The following is an 18,219-nucleotide window of genomic DNA, read 5'->3' as shown; positions in this document are numbered from 1 at the left end:
CGGGCCGGCTCGCGCAGACTCGGAGACTAGTTAACCAGTGGCTAAACCACCTGGTTGAGCCATCGAACAGAGGAGTTCTCCCCTGCATGTCGGAAGGGTTCGAGCTCCTCATCCCAAGCCTCGCCCAGGGCAATGGACATTTCCTGGTAGAAGATCGAGGGATTGCCGTCGCCCTTTTCATAGGCCCAGCGGATGCGCTCTTCGCTGATCATGACGTTGCCGGCCGTGTCGATGGTGGCGTGGAAGATCCCCAGATCCGGGGTCACCGACCAGCGGCTGCCGTCGACGCCCGGGCTCGGGTCCTCGGTGATTTCGAATCGCAGATGCTGCCACCCGTGGATTGCGCTGGTCAGCAACGCGCCAGTGCCTTGGGGTCCTACCCACTCAATTTCGGCACGACGAAAGCCGGGTGCAGCGTGCTGTTCGGTCCATTCCATCTTGACCGGTTTTCCGAGCACGGACCCGATTGCCCATTCCAGATGTGGGCATAGCGCAGCAGTGGCGGAATGAATATAAATTACGCCCCTGGTCATCGGTGCAGACATGCCATCCTCCGTACGGTGTTGATCGTCTTCCCCTACGTCAACATCGTGGTGGTGCAGCTACCGCCGATAGTTCCATTTTGCCCGATGAACAGCACTTTTCGCTACTCGGGAGGGTAATTAGGAGGGAATTGGTAGATTCCCTCAGGCGCGCGGGTGCGCCTGCCGGTAGCTTTGGCGCAGCCGGTCCACCGAAACATGGGTGTAGAGCTGGGTCGTGGCCAGCGACGCGTGGCCGAGGAACTCCTGGACTGCGCGCAGATCCGCTCCACCATCGAGCAAATGGGTGGCCACCGTATGGCGCAGGGCATGCGGCCCGCTGGCGGCGGTATCCCCCAGCGATTTCAGCGCCTGCGAAATCACGTCGCGGGCCTGGCGCACATTCAACCTGCCGCCGCGCACGCCGACCAGCAGGGCGCCCTGGGCCTTTTCCTCGTCGACCAGAACGGCCCGATGGGTCAGCAGCCAGGAGGTCAGCACCCGCTGGGCGGGATTGCCGAACGGCACCATCCGTTCCTTGTTGCCCTTGCCGACAACCTTCAGCGTGCGGCGGCTGAAATCCAGATCCTTCACGTCCAAGGAGACCAGTTCGCTGATGCGCAGCCCCGAGGCGTAGAGCAGCTCGGCGATCACGCGGTCGCGGGCGTGGACCGCCAGCTGCTGCGGGCTCTGCGGCGCCTCATCGTCCGCCGCGCCGTCCTGTCCGGTGTGCTCGCCGGTATCCGCGAGCAGCCGGTCGATCTGCCCGGGTTGCAGCACATGCGGCAGGCGGCGCTCCTTCTTCGGCGCGGCCAGGCGCAGGGCCGGATCCTCGGCCACCAGCTGGTGCTTCAGCGCCCAGGCGAAGAAGTTCTTCACCGAGGAGATGCGCCGCGCGATAGTGGTGCGCGAGATCTGCGCTTCGTGCATGCTGGCCAGCCACTCGCGCAGCATCTCCACGTCGACATGGTGCGGTGCGCTGACCTGCCGGGTGGAGTACAGGAACGTGCCCATGGTGCGCAGGTCGACCTCGTAGGCGCGCAGCGTGTTCTCGCTGCGCCCGCGCTGCAAGCGCAGGTAATCCAGATAGTCGGCGACCGGTTCGGCGAACGAGGCCGGCAGCTGCGGGGTCTTGGTGGCGTTGGTGTCCTGCTTCATCCCTTCGAGGATACCGCGACGCACCTGCGGGTTAGGTGCGCGCCAGCTTCCACCCCGCGTCGTTGCGAACCGCCAAGCCGCGGCCCTGCAAGGTGGACAGCCCGCGCAGCGTCTGCAGGATCGTGACGCCGCTGCGCGCTGAGATCTCATCCGGGCTCATCGGCCTGGTGAAGGACAAGACGTCGTAGAGCATGCCGACCTCCGCGGGCAGCCCGTCCACCGGACGCTGACGCGGGTCGTCCGGTTCACTGGCGGCAACGCCGGCGGGTGCGTCTGGCCCGAGGCCCAGCAGCTCGGCCGCCTCGGCGGGGCTGGAGATCAGTTCGGCGGCTCCGGAGCGGATCAGCCGGTGGGTGCCCGCCGAGTTCGGCGAGAACACGCTGCCGGGCACCGCCGCGACATCCCTGCCCAGCTCCACGGCATGGCTTGCCGTGTTCAGCGCCCCGGAGCGGTGCCGCGCCTCGGTGATGATGGTCAGCCGGCTGAAGGCGGCAATCAACCGGTTGCGGTTCAGGAACCTGAAACGCGTCGGTGTGGTGCCCGGCGGCACCTCTGAGTACAGCGCGCCGCGGGTGATGACCTGCTCGAGCAGGTTGTGGTTTCCGGCCGGGTAGAGCCGGTCTGCTCCGCCAGCGAGGAACGTGGCGGTCGGCGGGTTCGGGAACTCCCAGCCGTCGTGGGACAGCGCGGCGCGGTGGGCGGACGCGTCGATCCCGTAGGCGCCGCCGGAAACGATCGTGAAGCCCTGCAGCCCCAGCGCCCGGGCCAGCTCGAAGGTGACCTGGTTGCCGTAGTCGCTGGCGTCGCGCGAGCCGACGATGGACACCGTGCGCTCGCGGTCCCCGCCGAGGTTCCCCGGGTCGGCCGCCCGCCACCACAGGCACAGCGGCCGGCTCAGGCCCAGGTCGTCCAGCTGGGCTGGCCAGCCGGGGTCCTGGCTGGTGAGCAGTCCCCCGCCGAGGCGCTGCATGGCCTGCAGGGCGGCATGCTCGTTGGCGTAGGGCAGCCGCTTGCGCCAGCGGGTGAGCGCGACGCGCAGGTCCTGGGCGGAATTCGGGGCCGGCTGCCGGCCGGTGGCCTCGGCCAGCTTCAGCCCCAGGTCCAGCGGCACATGGTCCTCGCGGCGGATCAGGGCCAGCAGCTCTGCCGGGGTCATCAGCTCCAGCAGGGCCGCGGCGGTGACGTCGTTCGGCTCGACCAGCTGGTTCAGCGCGGCCAGGCACAGTGTGTGCGGAAGGTGGCCGACGGCGTCCTGCCGCCGGGCGGGGGTCTGCGGTGCGGTGCTCATGATGGTGCTCCTTGTCCCGGGGCTAGGTGCAATACAGCTAGGCGGTGTGCAGGTTCTGGCGCAGGTGGGCGGCGATCTGGACGTCGTCCGGCGCCGGGCGCTGGTGGCCCTGGGTGTCGGCGACGGTCCAGGCCAGACGCAGCAGGCGGTCGGTGGCGCGGGCCGAGAGGCCGCCGCGTTCGGCGGCGGCTTCCACGGCGCGGCGCGTGGCCATCGGGTAGTCCAGCTCATGGCGCAGGATCCGGGTGGGGATCTGCGCATTGCAGCCGACGCCGTAGCCCTGCAAGCGGGCGGCGGCTCGGGCGCGGGCCTCCAGCACCCGGTCGCGCACCACGGCGCTGGACTCGTTGGCCTGCTGCCCGACCAGCTGTCCGCCGGGCACCGGGTTCAGCCGCACCTGCAGGTCGGTGCGGTCCAGGATCGGTCCCGAGAGCCTGGCGAAGTAGCGGCGGCGGGCCATCGGTGTGCAGGTGCAGCCGGTGCCCGCGGCGTAGTTCCTCCCGCAGGGGCAGGGATTTGAAGCCATGACCAGTTGGAAGCGGGCCGGCAGCCGGGCGTGGCCGCGTGTGCGGTCCAGGGTGATGCAGCCCTCCTCGATGGGCTGGCGCAGCGCGTCGAGCACGCCGGTGTTGAAATGCGCCACCTCGTCCAGGAACAGCACCCCGTGGTGCGCCCGGGTGATCGCGCCGGGCACCATGCGCCGGGTGCCGCCGCCGATCAGTGCGGTGAGCGAGGCGGTGTGGTGCGGGGCGATGAATGCCGGGGTGCGGCGCAGCGCGGCGATGGGAGATTCGGAGCCGTGGGTGATCGAGTGCACCGCGGTGGCTTCCAGCGCCTGCAGGTCATCCAGCGGCGGCAGGATTCCGGGTAGGGCGCTGGCCAGCAGGGTCTTGCCCGCGCCGGCCGGCCCGACCATGATCAGGTGGTGCCCGCCGGCCGCGGCGAGCTCCAAGGCCAGGCGCGCCTCCCCCTGCCCGTTGACCAGCGACAGGTCGGTGGGCTCCGGGGGTGCGGGCGCGTCAGGCTGCCGGGCCCCGGCTGCATGGCGCAGGTTGATGCTCAGCCCCGCTGCGTCGGCCCCGCAGTGGATGAGGACCTGGCCCAGGTGGTCGGCGGCGAATACGCGGGCTCCGGGCACCAGCCGGGCCTCGGCCTCGTTGCCGCGGGCGACCACCAGGTTCGGCAGGCGAAGTGCCACGGCAAGCTGGGCGGCGGGAAGCACCCCGGGCACCGGACGCAGCATGCCGTCCAGCCCCAGCTCAGCCAGGTAGACGGTGTTCGGAGGCGGGGAGATCTGCCGGTCCGCGGACAGCGCGGAGACCAGGATGGCCAGGTCGAAGCCGGAGCCGAATTTGGGCAGCGTGGCCGGCGAGAGGTTGACGGTGAGCTTGCGGTTGGCGATCGGGATGCCGGTGTTGCGCGCGGCGGCCTTGATCCGCTCGCGCGCCTCGTTCAGCGACGCGTCGGGCAGGCCGAGGATCACGAAGCCGGGGATGCCGTTGCCCAAGTCGGCCTCCACCTCGATTAGCGCCGCCTGCACGCCCTGGAAGGCGATCGCGTGGGTGCGGGCGGTGCTCATGAGCGCACGTCCGGCAGGTGCCGGCAGGCCAAGGAGCCGCCGGGTGCTGGATAGACCTCGACGACGTCCACCCGCAGCTGCGGGCAGTAGGCGCTGTGGGCCTTGCACCAGGCGATCAGCAGCCGGTGCAGCCGGGCGAACTTCGCGGGATTCACCGCGTCGAACGCGGTGCCGAACCCCTGGGAGGAGCGGGTCTTGACCTCCACCGCGGCCAGGGCGCCGGCCGGGTCGCGGACCACCAGGTCAAGCTCGCCGCTGCGGCATCGCCAGTTGCGGTCCAGGATCCGGTAGCCGCCGGCTTCGAGGTGCTCGGCGGCCGCCTGCTCGCCCCGGGCTCCGAGTTCCTGCTGCTGAGTGGTCATCGCCGCCTCCTTGAATCGGTCTGTGCGTGTTCAGACCAGTCTCAGGGGCTGCGGGGCGGGGCCGGTGCGGCGGGGCGCGGATTGTGGAGAACGCGGTTAGCTCTCCAGCCCCTCCTTGGGGATCTGCAACTCGTCGCGGTTCAGCTCCTCGACGTTGACGTCCTTGAAGGTGAGCACCTTCACTGCCTTCACGAAGCGGCCCTGGCGGTAGATGTCCCAGACCCAGGCGTCGGTCAGCGTGAGCTCGAAGTAGACTTCGCCGGCGTTTGACAGCGTCTTCACGTCAACCTGGTTGGCCAGGTAGAAGCGGCGTTCGGTTTCCACCACGTAGTTGAACAGCCCGACCACGGTCTTGTACTCGCGGTACAGCTGCAGCTCCATGTCGGACTCGTAGTTTTCCAGTTCGTCGCCAGCCATCACTTTGCCTTCAATCCTGTGGGTTTACCTTCGTCCTTGCCCGTGCCGGAAGTCAAGTTCCAGCTCTTGCGGTGGTAGTCGCAGGGGCCCAGGGCGACGATCGCCTCGCGGTGCGCGGCGGTGGCGTAGCCCTTGTTGACCTCCCAGCCGAACGCGGGGTGCGCCGACGCCAGCTGCGCCATGATCCCGTCGCGCTCCACCTTGGCCAGGATCGACGCGCCGGCGATCGCCTGGCAGGTCATGTCCCCCTTGACGATGGTGCGCACCGGTACGTGCAGGCCCACCGGTTCGCGGTCCGCGGCCAGCAGGTCGAAGAGATCCTGCTCGGGGGCGCTCAGCCAGTCGTAGCTGCCGTCCAGCAGCACCGCCTCGGGGGCCACCGCGCAGGCGGCCACCGCGCGGGTGCCGGCCAGGCGCAGCGCCCCGGTGACCCCGAGCTGATCGATCTCCGCGGCCGAGGCATGCCCCACGCCGTAGCCGGCCGCCCACGCGCGCACCGGCTGAACCAGTTCCTCGCGCTTGGCGGCGGTGAGCAGCTTGGAGTCGCGCAGCTGCGGGAATTCGGTCACGGCCTGGATGTCGATCACGGTGACGCCCACGCTGATCGGTCCGGCCAGGGCGCCGCGGCCCACCTCGTCGGCCGCGCCGATGAAGCGCACGCCGTGGGCGGCGGCCAGGGCGCGCTCGTGCTCCAGCGTGGTGGCCTTGGAGGACTTGGAAGTTCTGGACGCGGTGGCGGGCATGCTAGTTCCCCGGGGTCGGGACGGCGGCGAAGACTTCCTCGTGGGAGTCGATGGTGCCCCAGCGCGACAGCGGCCAGGAGATGACCGAGGCCTTGCCCTGCACCGAGTCGACGTCCACGAACCCGCCCTGGACATCCGGGTGGAAGCGGGAGTCGGCGCTCTCGGCGCGGTGGTCGCCCATCACCCAGAGCTTGCCCTCCGGCACGGTGACCTTGAAGGCCATGTCGCTGGGGGTGTTCCCGGGGTAGATGTAGGGTTCGTCGATCGGGGTGCCGTTGATGCTCAGCCTGCCGTCGACGGTGCAGCACTCCACGGTGTCCCCCGCGGTGCCGATGATGCGCTTGACCAGGTACTGCTCGCCGGCCGCGGGCAGGATGCCGACGAAGGACAGCGCCGATTCCACCGCGGTGGGCTGGGCTTCAAGCGGCGGCAGCCAGTCAAGGTCGTCGCGGAAGACCACCACGTCCCCGCGCTCCAGCTCGAATGGGCCCGGGACCATGAGGTTCGCGAAGATCCGGTCGTTGATCTGCAAGGTGTTCTCCATGGAGCCCGACGGGATGTAGTAGGCGCGGAAGAAGAAGGTCTTGATGACGAAGGACAGCACCAGGGCGATCGCGACGATGATCACGATCTCCCGGATGAAGCGCCAGAGTTTGTAGAGCGGTCCGCCCTGCTGCGGACTTTCGGCTGATTCGGCGCTCACGGCTGGGTGCGTCCCTTTCGCTGGTGGTCAATACCCTCCATCTTACGTACGCAGCCGCGCGGCGGCGCCACGTGGCACGCTGCACGCACGAATTGCCCAGATAATTGCCGCTCCGGCCGCGGCCACCGGGCGCGAACTCCGGCAGGCGGCGCTAGCCGGACGGGGTGCCGACGGTGGCCGGGGCCAGTGCGACGACGGCGGCCGTGGCGGCCAGCCGCACCTGCAGCCGCCGTGCCGTATGTGTGCTTCCCATGTCTAATCCCCGTCTACCGGCGGAACCGTCGGCGTGCCGCGGGAGGTGCACCCGAGGCTCCCGGCCGTTCCGCAGAGCCACCTCGTAGGCACATGTATGCCACATGGCGATGCCCCGCCGTCTTCAGCGCTTGCGGGGCATTGCCAGGGTGTCCGAGAGGCGGCCACTGGGGGAACATGCTCCCCTAACCGTGACGTCGGGATCTGCGGCGCAGCAGCAGCGCAGCCCCCAGGACCGCCAGCACGCCGCTGGCCAGGACCAGCCAAACGCCGCGGAACCCGGTATCGGCCAGCTCAGCCTCGGCCGAAGGGGCCCGGGTCGGCTCGGTGGGTTGCGGAGAGCCGGGTGTTTCGAATTCGTCCACCGAAGCCGTCGCGCTGTCGCTCGGGGTCGGCTCCCGGGTCGGTTCCACGTCCTGGGTCGCCGACTGGCTCGGCCCTTGGCTCGGCTCCTCGGTGGGAGACGGTGCCAATGTCGGCTCGGGAAGCACCACGATGGCAGCTGCTTCGACTTGCTCGGAGGAGTTGAAGCCGTTGACCGCCTTGAGGGTGAACTCGAAGGGGCCTTCCCTGTCCGGGGCCGGGAAGGAGAAGTCACCTGAGGCGGACACCTCGACCGTCTGGACGGCTTCCGAACCCACGCCGACCCCGACGACGGTCCCCTCGGAAGCTTCGGCAACGGTACCGGCGAGCATTTTGCCGGCCACCACCTCGCCGCCATTGGCCACGGAGGTGACTTCCGGCGCGTTCACGCGGAACTTGACCTGGTAGCCCTCGATGTAGCCCTCGGCCATGACATCGGCCAGCGAAGTGTAGAACGCCAAGTCGTCGTCGGTTTTCCCAATTCCGTCCGGGCCCTCGCTGTAGGCCGAGGTGATGCCCACGGCTCTCGCGCCGACCAGCATCGGCCCGCCGGAGTCGCCCTCGTCCACCACCTGCTGGCCGGGGTTCTCCATGGCATAGCCCCAGACCGGACGCTGGTCGTTGCTGTAGCCGGTCACGAAGAACACGCCCACGCCAACGATGATCGAGCAGTTCCAGCCGCTGGTCCGGCCGCTGGAGCAGGCCGAGTCGCCAAGAACGGCTCGGGAGACGCCGGTCAGTTCGACCGAATCGGCGTGCGGGCCATGGACAGTCCAGTTCGTCACGGCGGCGGGAAGTTTCAGTGCCGGGTTGATTTCGTCGACGACAGCGATGTCGGTGCCTGGCTCGACGCCATCCAGGACCTTGTCCTGTTCCTCCTCGTCCAGGCCGTCAAGCGCTGACTGTGGGATGCCGGAGTTGCCCATCCCTCCGAACTGGCTGAATCCGAAGTTACCGAGGGGTGCGCCGGCCGGGCCCATTTCGTTGGGTGCGGTCTGCTCCATGAGGCCCAGAATGGTGCCATGGCCGTCAAAGGAACAGTGGCCTGCGGTGAGGACGGCGTCCTCACCGGTGGGCGACCAGGCATTGAATCCGGTCGAGCAGAACTGGAAATCAGGTACCTGCGATGAAAAATTGACGACCGAATAGGCCATGCCCCCGAGCAGGTTTTCGTCGGCTGAGCTCCGGGCCGGGCCCGATCCTTCCACCAGCTCGACGCCCGGTGCCAGTTCGACGAACTGTTCCAGGGTCAACGACGGCTCGACGGACGCCGACCGAGGGGTGGGACTGGTTTCGACCGGTTGGGCATTCGAACCCGATGCCAGGATCTGCAGCCCGTCCGAGGTTTCCATGATGGCGGTGAGCCGCGAGAGCTCGGAGGGCTTGACGGCGTCCAGGACTTCTTCGTAGACCTCTTGCACGTCGTTGACCGGCCCGAGGTCGGTGATGATTGCCGCAGGTTCCGCTGCGCTGGCCTCGACGTTTGCTTTGTCCTCGGCTTCATCTTCTTCGGCAACCGTGATTGCGGCCTTGCCGTTCTCGACGCTGGCCGAAGCCATGATGCCGTCGGAAGCGGGTTCCTCGCGAATCCGGGCGGCGTTCTGTGACGCCTTGGCTTCCTCGTTGAATTCATCGACCGTCTGACCCAGGTCTCGTTCGACCGCCTTGCGCAGCCCCTCGGCATCGTCCAGGCCCCCGGCCGGGGCGCTGACCGGGGTGGTCTGGACGGATACGGGAGCGGAAGAGCCGGGAAGCCCAGTTGCCGGAGAGCTTGGCGCGTCGGGCATCTCTTCGGAAACTTCCTGCGCCGCACCGGCAGGCAGGAAGCTTCCGCCCACGACTAAAGCGGTGGCCGCTGCAGCAGCAAGTCGCCGTTGCCCGGTTCTACTATTCAGTTTTGGCATTGATTCTGCTCCCGGAGATTAAGATGCGAGTTCCTGCGCGTCTCGAGCATTGCGCACATGGCAAGAGTCAGATTCATTGCCGAAACGAAACTTTATCCGGATTCAATCAAACGTTTCAAATGGCAGATCAAACGAAAATATAAATCCTCAGTCGCAACATTCTCAGTCCGAATATATTTTTAGGACGAAATTCAATCAGCCCTGGTATCCGATGGTGGATTACGGGCGACTCTTGGCTATTATTCATCCCACATCAACGGCGAATAATCCAATGCGGTAAGTTAACGGACATGGCGTCCTGTACATGGCATGCCCAAGCAGGAATTTCCTAGTGACGCACACAGGAGACGACAAACCGCATCAGGTCAGAAGGACTTTCTGGGGCATGATAAGCAGAGATTGACCAGTGTCACACTTCAGGCGGTGCCTACACCCTGCGTAGGTTGCGTACTGCGGCCACAGCACGCGGTCAAGGACGCGGAGTCAAGGGATATCCCAGCGTTGTTCCATGGGCCAGATGATCCCGGTTACCCGTCCGCTGATGCGGTCCAGGCTGATCATGCCGCCGCCGCTGGCTCCGAGCAACGATCGGGAATCCTGCGACACGGAACGGTGGTCCCCCATGACCCAAACGCGGCCAGCAGGAACTTCGACTGAGAACTTCATGTCGCTTGGCGCATCGCCGTTGAAGAGGTAGGGCTCGTCGATCGGTTCGCCGTTGACGGTGACGCGGCCGTCGGCCGAACAGCATTTAACGGTATCCCCGCCCACCCCAATCACGCGCTTGACATAGGAATGGGAGCTGCCCGAAAGCTTGAAGGCGCCCACGAGGTCGTCAACCACCGAGGATCGGGCATAGGGCAAGAACGATCCCCGACCGTCGAATACGATGACGTCCCCGCGCTGGGGCTCGGCGTCGTCGTAGGCGCGTCGGTCCACTGAGATGGCCTGGCCCGGGTTCAGCGTTGACTGCATCGAATCCGAGCGGATGCTGAAGACATCGACGAAAAATGCACGAATGATGATCACGGCGACCAACGCGCAAATGACAGCAAGAACAGCGAAGCGCCAGACCCAGTAAAAGGCCCGGCGCTTCGTGATTGCCGCTTCAGGGCGAGCAATCTGCTTCATGGAAGAACGCAGATTACTTCTTGCCGCCGAAGTCGCGCTTCTCGCGGATGCGAGCAGCCTTGCCGTGACGATCGCGCATGTAGTACAGCTTTGCACGACGCACGTCGCCCTTGGACACAACCTCAATCTTTTCGATGATTGGGGAGTGAACCGGGAAGGTACGCTCGATACCGGTGCCGAAGGAAACCTTGCGGACGGTGAAGGTCTCGCCTACGCCGCGGCCCTGACGGCCCAGTACGTAGCCCTGGAAGACCTGAACACGGGAGTTCTTGCCTTCGATGATGTTGACGTGCACCTTGAGGGTGTCGCCAGGACCGAAAGCAGGAACGTCGGAACGCAGGCTAGCTGCATCCAAAGAGTCAAGAATATGCATTGTGCATCTCCTAGGATCAATGCCGCAGGTCACCGAATCCTCGTAGCGGGGCTCTTCGAGCGCCTGAAACGGCGCCGAACTCCCCGGAACGTTTACCACCGGCTGGCTTTAGCAACCGATGCGGCGGTTCTTGAAGTCCGGGATCCCCCTGCGGCAGGATTCGGACAAAACACACCAAGAGTCAATTTTGCCATATAAATGTCCCTGAGGTGAACACCGCGGCGGAGCAATCCGCAGTGATGTTGGCCTCGCGAGGAGTTTATTCGGATTCGGTTCCTGCGCCGGTAGCCCAATCGAGCTGGGACTTGGGCAGGATCTCGCCTTCAACCACGGCAAAACCGCTGTGCCACAGGGCATCGCGGTCCCGGCGGTTCAGGCTTTCCACGTCGAGCTGGGTGAGCAGGTCCGGCCGGCGGTCGGCCGTGCGCTTGATCTGCTCGTCGCGGCGGTGGCGGGCTACGCGGTGGTGGTTGCCGCCCAGCAGCACCTCGGGAACCTCGCGGCCGCGCCAGGACGCGGGCTTGGTGTAGACGGGGTACTCCAGCAGCACATCCGAGTGCGATTCCTCGACGAGCGACTCGGGGTTGCCGATGACACCGGGAATCAGGCGCCCGATGGCCTCCACCATCACCATGACCGCGACTTCTCCCCCGTTGAGGACATAGTCGCCGATGGAGACGGGAATGACAGTGAAGTTCTCGTGCGCGTACTCGATGACGCGCTCGTCGATGCCTTCGTAGCGGCCGCAGGCGAAGACCAGATGCTCTTCTTCGGCGAGGTCGTAGGCCATCTGCTGGTTGAAGACCGCCCCTGCGGGCGAAGGCACGATCAGCACCGGCTTCTTGTCGGCCGGAGCCTTGGCGCGGACAGCGTCCAGCGCCTGGCCCCACGGCTCGGGCATCATGACCATGCCGGCGCCGCCGCCGTACGGGGTGTCGTCCACCTTGCGGTGCTTGTCGGTGGTGAAGTCGCGCAGATTGGTGACGTTCAGGTCCAGGATGCCGTCTGCCGCGGCGCGGCCGATGAGCGAAAGCTGCAGCGGGTTCAGGTATTCGGGGAAGATCGAGATGACGTCCAGGCGCATTACTTGGATTCCCCCTCGGGCTGCTCCGAATCCTCGGAGTTCAGCTCCAGCAGGCCCGGAGGCGGGGTGATGGTCAGCGTACCGGCCTCGGTATCGATCTCCGGGACGAATTCGTCCACGAACGGCAGGTAGATTTCCTCGCCGTCGGCGTTCTCGAAGACCAGCAGATCCTGGGCGGGGTTGGTGCGCAGCGCCGTGACAACGCCGACCTCGACGCCGTCGTGCATGACCTTCAGGTCCTGCAGCTCGTGCTCGTACCACTCGTCCGAGTCGTCCTCCGGCTCCTCGCCGACCTCGATCTCCAGGCGGGCGCCGCGCAGCGTCTCAGCGGCGTTGCGGTCCGCGATCTCCTGAAATGACAGCAACAGGATTGCCTTGTTCCAACGCGCGTTCTTGATGGTCAGCGACTCAACCGGGCCGTCGGTGACATGCAGGACTTCGCCGGCGACAAAGCGCTCTTCGGGTGCGTCGGTAAGGACCTGGGCCGTGACTTCGCCGCGGATGCCGTGGGGCTTGCCGATGCGGGCTACCTGCAATCGCATGTTCGCTGAACCTTTTCTTCGGTGGATGGCTTCAGATGGTGAAGGATAAAAATTTTGGGGTGAAACACTAAAGGAGTTCCCGCGTTGTAGAGCGGAAACTCCTTGAGTGGTGAGGCTCGGCCTAGGCCGGGCCTCTAAGTTGTTCAGCCTCGGCGACGATCAGTGTCGATAACATCAACACGGATCGGCTCCTTGGCCAACGCTGCCATCACTGTGCGCAGTGCCCGTGCAGTGCGACCCTGGCGTCCGATCACGCGACCGAGATCATCAGGATTCACACGTACTTCGAGCAGGTCGCCGCGGCGGGTGGACTTCAGGGCAACCTGAACGTCCTCCGGCTCCTCGACAACCCCACGGACCAAGTGGTCTAGCGCGTCAACGAGCATGATTACTCAGCCTCGGTAGCTTCAGCCTCTGCCTCTTCGGCAGCTGGCTTTTCAGCCTTCTTGGTGATGGCTTCCTTGAGGATAACCGAGCCCTTTTCAGGAGCAACGAATGCTGGCTTAGGCTCGGCAACCTTGTAGGTGCCTTCCTGGCCATCGATGCCCTTGAACTTCTGCCAGTCACCGGTGATCTTCAGCAGTGCGTGTACCTGCTCGGTTGGCTGAGCGCCAACGGACAGCCAGTACTGTGCACGGTCCGAATCGATCTCGATGATCGAAGGGTTCTCGGTCGGGTGGTACTTACCGATCTCCTCGATGGCACGGCCATCGCGCTTGGCGCGCGAGTCCATGACGACAACGCGGTAGAAAGGTGCGCGCATCTTACCGAAGCGCTTCAGACGAATCTTTACGGCCACTTTTGTGGTCTCCTGTTTCTCAACATGGTCGAACCAAGCTTTGTGCACCTGTGGGGCAGGCCTTACTGACCTGGTTCTAAAAGGACAGGATTCGAAACGGAGAGAGGGTCCATAACAAATCGAGTACCCTGCAATTATGCCAGAGACCCGGCGCTCAAACCAATTATTCCCGACACCTGCGTGCCGGTTCTGCGAATGAGGTTCATCACTCCGGGTTCGGAGCGGAAGCAGCCGGCTCGGCGGGCTCTACGATTTATTGTATGACCGTCACTTCCGCATTGCTCTCCTTCGCCGTCGTTGCCGCGCTGATGACGCTGGTCCCCGGCGTCGATACGGCGCTGATCCTGCGCTCGGCGGTCACGCGCAGCAGGCTGGACGCACTGGTGGCCGCCCTCGGAATCTGTTCCGGGGTTTTCGCCTGGGGCGTCATTGCGGCCGCCGGGGCATCTGCGGTACTGGCCGCCTCCCAGCTCGCCTACCAAATCCTGACCTACGCCGGTGCCGCGTACCTGATGTTCCTGGGCGGCCAAATGATCTACCGCTCGCTGCGGCGACGGGAACTGGAGCCAACGAACGTTGCCGTGGCCAGCAGCAAATGGAAGGCCTACGGCACCGGGTTGGTGACCAATCTGCTGAACCCGAAGATCGGCGTCTTCTATATCGCTGTCATTCCCCAGTTCACGCCGGCCGATGCCAACGCACTGCTGATGGGTATTGCTTTGTCGGCGGTGCATGTGGCGATGACCTTGGCCTGGGCTGGCGTGCTGATCCTCGGTGCCTCGCTGGCCGGCAAATGGCTGAGCACCCCGAAGGCCGTGACATGGATGGACCGGATTACCGGAACCGTGCTGGTCGGCTTCGGCGTCAAGGTGGCGCTCTCCAAGCCTTAGGTTCGGTGCCGCTGATCTGTCGTGGAGATGCCTCGCTCAAGGAATTCTCAGCCAAACGATGAATACATGGGTTTTAGGCAGCGGTGTAGAGCCGGTTCCGCTGCGGTATCTGCAACGGATCCACATGCTTCGGGAACAAGATATACGCCAATCCCCCGATCTTGACCAAGGTCAGCAACCCGGCATGGATCGCCAAATGATGCCGACGGCACAAACACGACGCATTACGGCAACTGGTCTTCCCGCCATGCTCCCACCAATCATCATGATGGCACTCAAGCATCTCCGGCGGCGCGGTGCACCCGGGCACAATACACCCTCGGTCCCGGGCCAATGCGGCCCGCTTGATCGCCTCGGTGAAGAACCTCTGGGTCCGCCCCACATCCAGCGGCTGCCCGTCGGGCCCGAAGATCACCCGGTAAATCGCTCCCTCGCACATCAGCCTCCCGGTTTCCGCCGCGTCGAGCCCCACCCCGTGATCCGTGGTCGAGGTGAGCTTTTCGGGGTGCCGCAAATCCTCCAGGGCCTTGAGCTGGATGTGGATCCCGACCCGCGGCGCGATGGTCTTCGCCCCCGGCCCCTGATGACCGGAGCTGAGTGCTGCGAGGAACGCGTTCAACCGGCGCTGGGCCGGCGGCACGTCCGCGTCGCCGCCCAACTCCGGGTCCTGGTCGCTGTACTCGGTCCGCGGCTGCCCGGCGGCATCCCCGAAGCCATGGCCTGCATCCTCGTGGCCGGTTTCCGCACCCCCGGAATCCTGGCCTTCCTGGCCCTCGGAGGACTCCTGAGCGTGCTGGCTCTCCGAGATGTCTTGGCCGTACTGGCCCTCCGAGGCACCCTGCGAGCCTTTGCCCGCGCTATGCCACGTATCAAAGTCAATGAGATTCTCCCGGCCTTCCTCGGCCGGGCCGCCACCAGTGCCGCCATCGGGGCCGGGACCGGCATCGGGGCTGCTGTCGGGGCCGGAATTGATGCCGGACCAGTCGGGAGCCGGGGCATCCGAACTGAACAACGGGTCGGTCTGCACCTCGCCGCGTTCTGTTGCCTCGGCGTCCGCCGCCGAGCGGTCGGGGTTCGAGGAACCGGCCCGGGCGGCCCGGGCGGCCTTGCCGGCCTGGGTCCGCGGGTTGTCCGCCTGCCCCATCAACGAGCGCAACTGCTCGGCCTGCTCCCCCGCCGCGCGCAGGTCGTAGCAGTCCACCCCGGCGCGGGTGCCGCGGAAGAAGATCCCGGTCTCCGGGGCTCGTTGCTTGCCGTGCTCGCGCCGGTAGTCGGAGATCAAGGTGGAGACCTGTTTCTCGCTGGTGGTGCGGTTCGGCTCGGCCAAGGCGGCGAGTACGTGCTCTTCCATGAGTGCCCCGTCGGCGTGCCGGGCGGTCGGCGGCAGCGGGATTCCTTCGAAGCAGGTGTCGGCCGGTTCGAACTTGTCCAGTGCCCGGGCCGCCTGCGCGATCCGGCGCGGGTCCACGGCCCCCGGAGCCTGGTACAGCCGGGCCAGCCCGGCCAGCCGCGGGGTCAGCGTGCCGCCGTCCATGGCGCGGCGGGCGATCAGCAGGTGCGCATCGTGCAGCCGGGACGCGGCCCCGTAGTAGTTCAGCCCCAGCCAGGCCGCGGCGAAGTCCGCGGTGCTGGTGTAGTGGGCGCGGCCCGCGTGCAGGCGCGGGGCCGTTGCCAGGTCCAGCTGCCGGTAGGCGTGCTGGTCCCTGGCTTGGCGCAGGGCGTCCAGCTCGTCGTCTTCGAGCAGGTGCGCGCCGGTGGATTCCAGATGGATCTGGCTGCGCAGCTGCTCGCGCTGGGTGTCGTGGAACAGCTGCTCGATCAGGTGGGCGTGGGCGGCGGCGACCCGCGGGTCATCGATGCCGCGCAGGGCTTCGGAGAGCTTGGCCAGCAGGGCGCAGCACGAGGCCATGACCTCGAGCAGGGCGGCGGCCGCGCCGCGCGGGATGCTCGTGGTGATGGCGTTGTGCAGGACCTGGAGTGCTGCGGCGAGCTGGTGGATACTCATGGCCCCAGCCTGCGCCGGGTCTACGGGTGGCGGCGGGAGGTGGTTGCGGGGTGTGGATAAACCTGAATCTAGTTCTCTGACAGCTGGTCCCCAGCTACCCAGTCGTTGCTACTCGAACGGATCAGCAGCCACGCAGCTACAAGCAGTAGCAGCCCGGAAAGTCCCGTGGACAGGGCCACCACTGTCTCTGTGCCCGGGGTGGTGTCATGCGAGGAATAGAACGTGAGCAGCGGGGCGACGATGTAGCAGGCGAACATGTACCCGTGGACATTGGTGCCCAGGGTGAAGAAGACCGCGAGACTGAGTGCCGGACAACGCCTGGCGCACAGCAGGCACAGACCGATCGCCGCAAAGAACCCCAGCGTCAACAGCGTGTCGGCGAGCGCCGTGCGTCCCGACTCGTGGGGCGGTGTCCCGTTGCGGGAGGTGAGCAGGGATTCGTAGCCGATGATCGCGCAACTGGCGGAAAGCAGCAGTCCCAGCATCAGATACAGGCAGAGGCGCCAGACGCTTTGCCGCGGTCGCAGGGACAGCAGGCACATGGTCAGCATCACCACCCCGGCAGCCTGCAGCAGCATTCCGATTCCGAAGGGAAAGCTGATGCCGGGAATCATCACGAAGGGTTCGGAAGCCAGGTAGTAGTCGTACAGGTGGTCTTCCACGGACAGGTCGCTGGGGCTGAGGCCCGCCGGAAAGGTGATCCAGCGGGCATGGGCCGCTGACAGCTGGAACCAGCAGGAGGCAACGAAGAACAATGCCGCACCCGAGGCGAAGATCACCGCGGCCCAGCTCTGTGGCGTAGCGGCGCTGGTTCCGCCTAGCCACCTCGGGGTGGATTTGAGGGCGGTCCAGCTCGATGCACGTAGCTGGCGCAGGTCGGTGGCGAACTCACTCATTGTTCCTGTCCCTTCCACTCAGTCTCTTGCGGATCAACTGCACCGCGGCCAGGAGCGCTGCGGCTCCCGCGGCGACGCTGCCGATCGCCACGATGGTTTCAGTCCCGGGGGTTGCATCGTACGGGGCGTATCCGGTGATCGCCGGAGCAAAGAGCACGGCGATGGCCAGGTAGCCGATCGGGCTGGCGCACTGGGCGAACAGCATCGCGATCCCCACAGCCGGGAGCCGCAGCCAGGCCATGATGCCCAGCGCCAGCAGCGCAGGAGACGTCAGGAAGACGATCGCAACCACCAGCCAGTCGGTGGCGGACGCCTCGCTGATCTGGCCGGTGGCCGCGATGCGCAGCGAATCGGCCCCGATCAAGGCGAATCCGGCGGCGACGGCAGCGCCGAGCAGCAGCTGGGCGTGGAGCACGGCGGCACTGGCCCGCGGGCGCAGCATCAGCACGGCGGCCGTCAGGAAAGCCAAGCCGGCGGCCTGCAGCAGCATGCCGATGCCGAAGGGCAGGTGGGTGCCGGGCAACAGGATCACCGGGTCCGCGGCCAGGTAGTAGTCGAAACGGTTGTCCTCGATGGCGTAGTCCCCCACCCCCGCTGCGTGTGTGATCCAGCGGGAGTTGGAGGCAGCCAGCTGGAATCCGGAGGACACCAGCAGAAGCAGTCCGGAAGCCAGCGCGCAGCCGATGGCCGGGAGCGGGACCCAGTGAATGCCGGAGGAGCTCGCCACGTGTTTTCCCGCCGCAGCCAGTAACCGCTGCAGGAGCTTCATCACCGCGCCCACATCCGCCGCCAGCCCGCGGACGCCCCCGGCGAAGTCACCCATGGCGGGCCTGCGCAGCGCAGAGCCCTACGCCGAAGGAGGCGAACAGCATCAGCGCGGCCGCCACAGGGTTGATCGGCAAGCGGATCGCCCTCCGAACGGTGTCCGGGGCCGCCCGGTGTTGCGCCCGTTGCCGCGCGCCGCGGTTCGGTGTGCGCGGCGTAGTTCTCAGTTCACTCATGCGCAGAGATTAGCAAGCCGGAATATGAAGCAGAAAGAGGCGAGAATCACCGCACAAATCGCTGAAACTTCCATCGGGTACCGCTGGGTGGGACCGGAAGAAGCGAAATAAGGAAAATGACAGAAGAAGCTTTGACTTTCTCCGGAGGCTGATGAAAGAAACTGCGGGTCAGCGGGCGGTGCTCGCCTTCTACTTGCTTTCACTGCGC

Annotated in this window: 20 protein-coding genes; 1 reads left to right on the top strand and 19 read right to left on the bottom strand. The window is 66.1% G+C overall.

Features of this window, described 5'->3' with window-relative positions:
* Positions 1-41 precede the first annotated feature (41 nt).
* From ACTX90_RS07985 to rpsP, 15 genes are all read right to left on the bottom strand, one after another.
* Positions 42-545 carry a DUF3145 domain-containing protein gene (locus ACTX90_RS07985; protein WP_047118978.1) on the bottom strand — a complete coding sequence of 168 codons (504 nt, stop codon included), beginning with the start codon at positions 543-545 and terminating at the stop codon, positions 42-44.
* A gap of 141 nt (positions 546-686) precedes the next feature.
* A complete protein-coding gene (locus tag ACTX90_RS07980; RefSeq protein WP_047118977.1) occupies positions 687-1,679 on the bottom strand; it encodes a tyrosine recombinase XerC in 993 nt (330 codons plus the stop codon).
* A 31-nt stretch (positions 1,680-1,710) separates the two neighbouring features.
* Complete coding sequence (gene dprA, locus ACTX90_RS07975; RefSeq protein ID WP_443443796.1) at positions 1,711-2,967, bottom strand: DNA-processing protein DprA; 1,257 nt, start codon at positions 2,965-2,967, stop codon at positions 1,711-1,713.
* A 37-nt stretch (positions 2,968-3,004) separates the two neighbouring features.
* Positions 3,005-4,546 carry a YifB family Mg chelatase-like AAA ATPase gene (locus ACTX90_RS07970; RefSeq protein WP_443443795.1) on the bottom strand — a complete coding sequence of 514 codons (1,542 nt, stop codon included), beginning with the start codon at positions 4,544-4,546 and terminating at the stop codon, positions 3,005-3,007.
* Positions 4,543-4,908, bottom strand: coding sequence for a YraN family protein (locus ACTX90_RS07965; protein ID WP_113607992.1), 366 nt, complete (start codon positions 4,906-4,908; stop codon positions 4,543-4,545). The genes ACTX90_RS07970 and ACTX90_RS07965 overlap by 4 nt, the downstream gene beginning before the upstream one ends.
* 96 nt (positions 4,909-5,004) lie before the next feature.
* The gene (locus ACTX90_RS07960; protein WP_047118974.1) at positions 5,005-5,325 is read right to left on the bottom strand and encodes a DUF2469 domain-containing protein; all 321 of its coding nucleotides are present in this window, start codon (positions 5,323-5,325) and stop codon (positions 5,005-5,007) included.
* Complete coding sequence (rnhB, locus tag ACTX90_RS07955; RefSeq protein WP_113607993.1) at positions 5,325-6,068, bottom strand: ribonuclease HII; 744 nt, start codon at positions 6,066-6,068, stop codon at positions 5,325-5,327. The genes ACTX90_RS07960 and rnhB overlap by 1 nt, the downstream gene beginning before the upstream one ends.
* Position 6,069: 1 nt before the next feature.
* Entirely contained in the window at positions 6,070-6,771 is a 702-nt protein-coding gene (lepB, locus tag ACTX90_RS07950) for a signal peptidase I (protein WP_053798017.1), read from the bottom strand.
* Between the two features lie 437 nt (positions 6,772-7,208).
* A complete protein-coding gene (locus tag ACTX90_RS07945; RefSeq protein WP_443443792.1) occupies positions 7,209-9,290 on the bottom strand; it encodes a hypothetical protein in 2,082 nt (693 codons plus the stop codon).
* Positions 9,291-9,773: 483 nt separating this feature from the next.
* Positions 9,774-10,421 (bottom strand): signal peptidase I, encoded by a 648-nt coding sequence (gene lepB, locus ACTX90_RS07940; RefSeq protein WP_053798019.1) that lies wholly within the window; start codon positions 10,419-10,421, stop codon positions 9,774-9,776.
* 13 nt (positions 10,422-10,434) lie between these two features.
* Positions 10,435-10,794, bottom strand: a complete 360-nt coding sequence (gene rplS / locus ACTX90_RS07935; protein ID WP_053798020.1) for a 50S ribosomal protein L19 — start codon at positions 10,792-10,794, stop codon at positions 10,435-10,437.
* Between the two features lie 259 nt (positions 10,795-11,053).
* Positions 11,054-11,878, bottom strand: a complete 825-nt coding sequence (trmD, locus tag ACTX90_RS07930; RefSeq protein ID WP_053798021.1) for a tRNA (guanosine(37)-N1)-methyltransferase TrmD — start codon at positions 11,876-11,878, stop codon at positions 11,054-11,056.
* Positions 11,878-12,420, bottom strand: a complete 543-nt coding sequence (rimM, locus tag ACTX90_RS07925) for a ribosome maturation factor RimM (RefSeq protein WP_053798022.1) — start codon at positions 12,418-12,420, stop codon at positions 11,878-11,880. The genes trmD and rimM overlap by 1 nt, the downstream gene beginning before the upstream one ends.
* A 143-nt stretch (positions 12,421-12,563) precedes the next feature.
* Positions 12,564-12,806, bottom strand: a complete 243-nt coding sequence (locus tag ACTX90_RS07920; protein ID WP_047118965.1) for an RNA-binding protein — start codon at positions 12,804-12,806, stop codon at positions 12,564-12,566.
* A gap of 2 nt (positions 12,807-12,808) precedes the next feature.
* Positions 12,809-13,219, bottom strand: a complete 411-nt coding sequence (gene rpsP / locus ACTX90_RS07915) for a 30S ribosomal protein S16 (RefSeq protein WP_047118964.1) — start codon at positions 13,217-13,219, stop codon at positions 12,809-12,811.
* A gap of 260 nt (positions 13,220-13,479) precedes the next feature.
* On the opposite strand from rpsP, the gene ACTX90_RS07910 reads away from it, so the two are divergent.
* On the top strand, positions 13,480-14,109 hold the full coding sequence (locus ACTX90_RS07910; RefSeq protein WP_053798023.1) for a LysE family translocator: 630 nt from the start codon (positions 13,480-13,482) through the stop codon (positions 14,107-14,109).
* Positions 14,110-14,182: 73 nt separating this feature from the next.
* Here ACTX90_RS07910 and ACTX90_RS07905 read toward each other — a convergent pair whose 3' ends face one another.
* The 4 genes from ACTX90_RS07905 to ACTX90_RS07890 form a co-directional block, all read right to left on the bottom strand.
* Complete coding sequence (locus ACTX90_RS07905) at positions 14,183-16,114, bottom strand: HNH endonuclease signature motif containing protein (RefSeq protein ID WP_443443791.1); 1,932 nt, start codon at positions 16,112-16,114, stop codon at positions 14,183-14,185.
* Positions 16,115-16,182: 68 nt separating this feature from the next.
* Complete coding sequence (locus ACTX90_RS07900) at positions 16,183-17,010, bottom strand: hypothetical protein (protein ID WP_443443789.1); 828 nt, start codon at positions 17,008-17,010, stop codon at positions 16,183-16,185.
* Positions 17,003-17,833, bottom strand: coding sequence for a hypothetical protein (locus ACTX90_RS07895; protein WP_424679314.1), 831 nt, complete (start codon positions 17,831-17,833; stop codon positions 17,003-17,005). Before ACTX90_RS07895 ends, ACTX90_RS07900 begins: the two co-directional genes overlap by 8 nt.
* Positions 17,826-18,011, bottom strand: a complete 186-nt coding sequence (locus ACTX90_RS07890; protein ID WP_443443788.1) for a hypothetical protein — start codon at positions 18,009-18,011, stop codon at positions 17,826-17,828. The genes ACTX90_RS07895 and ACTX90_RS07890 overlap by 8 nt, the downstream gene beginning before the upstream one ends.
* Positions 18,012-18,219 lie beyond the last annotated feature (208 nt).

Origin of the sequence: Glutamicibacter soli, from assembly GCF_052322135.1 — a bacterium.
GTDB lineage: Bacteria > Actinomycetota > Actinomycetes > Actinomycetales > Micrococcaceae > Glutamicibacter > Glutamicibacter soli.
The sequence above is the reverse complement of the archived record's forward strand: the minus strand, read 5'-3'. Positions and strand labels throughout refer to the sequence as shown.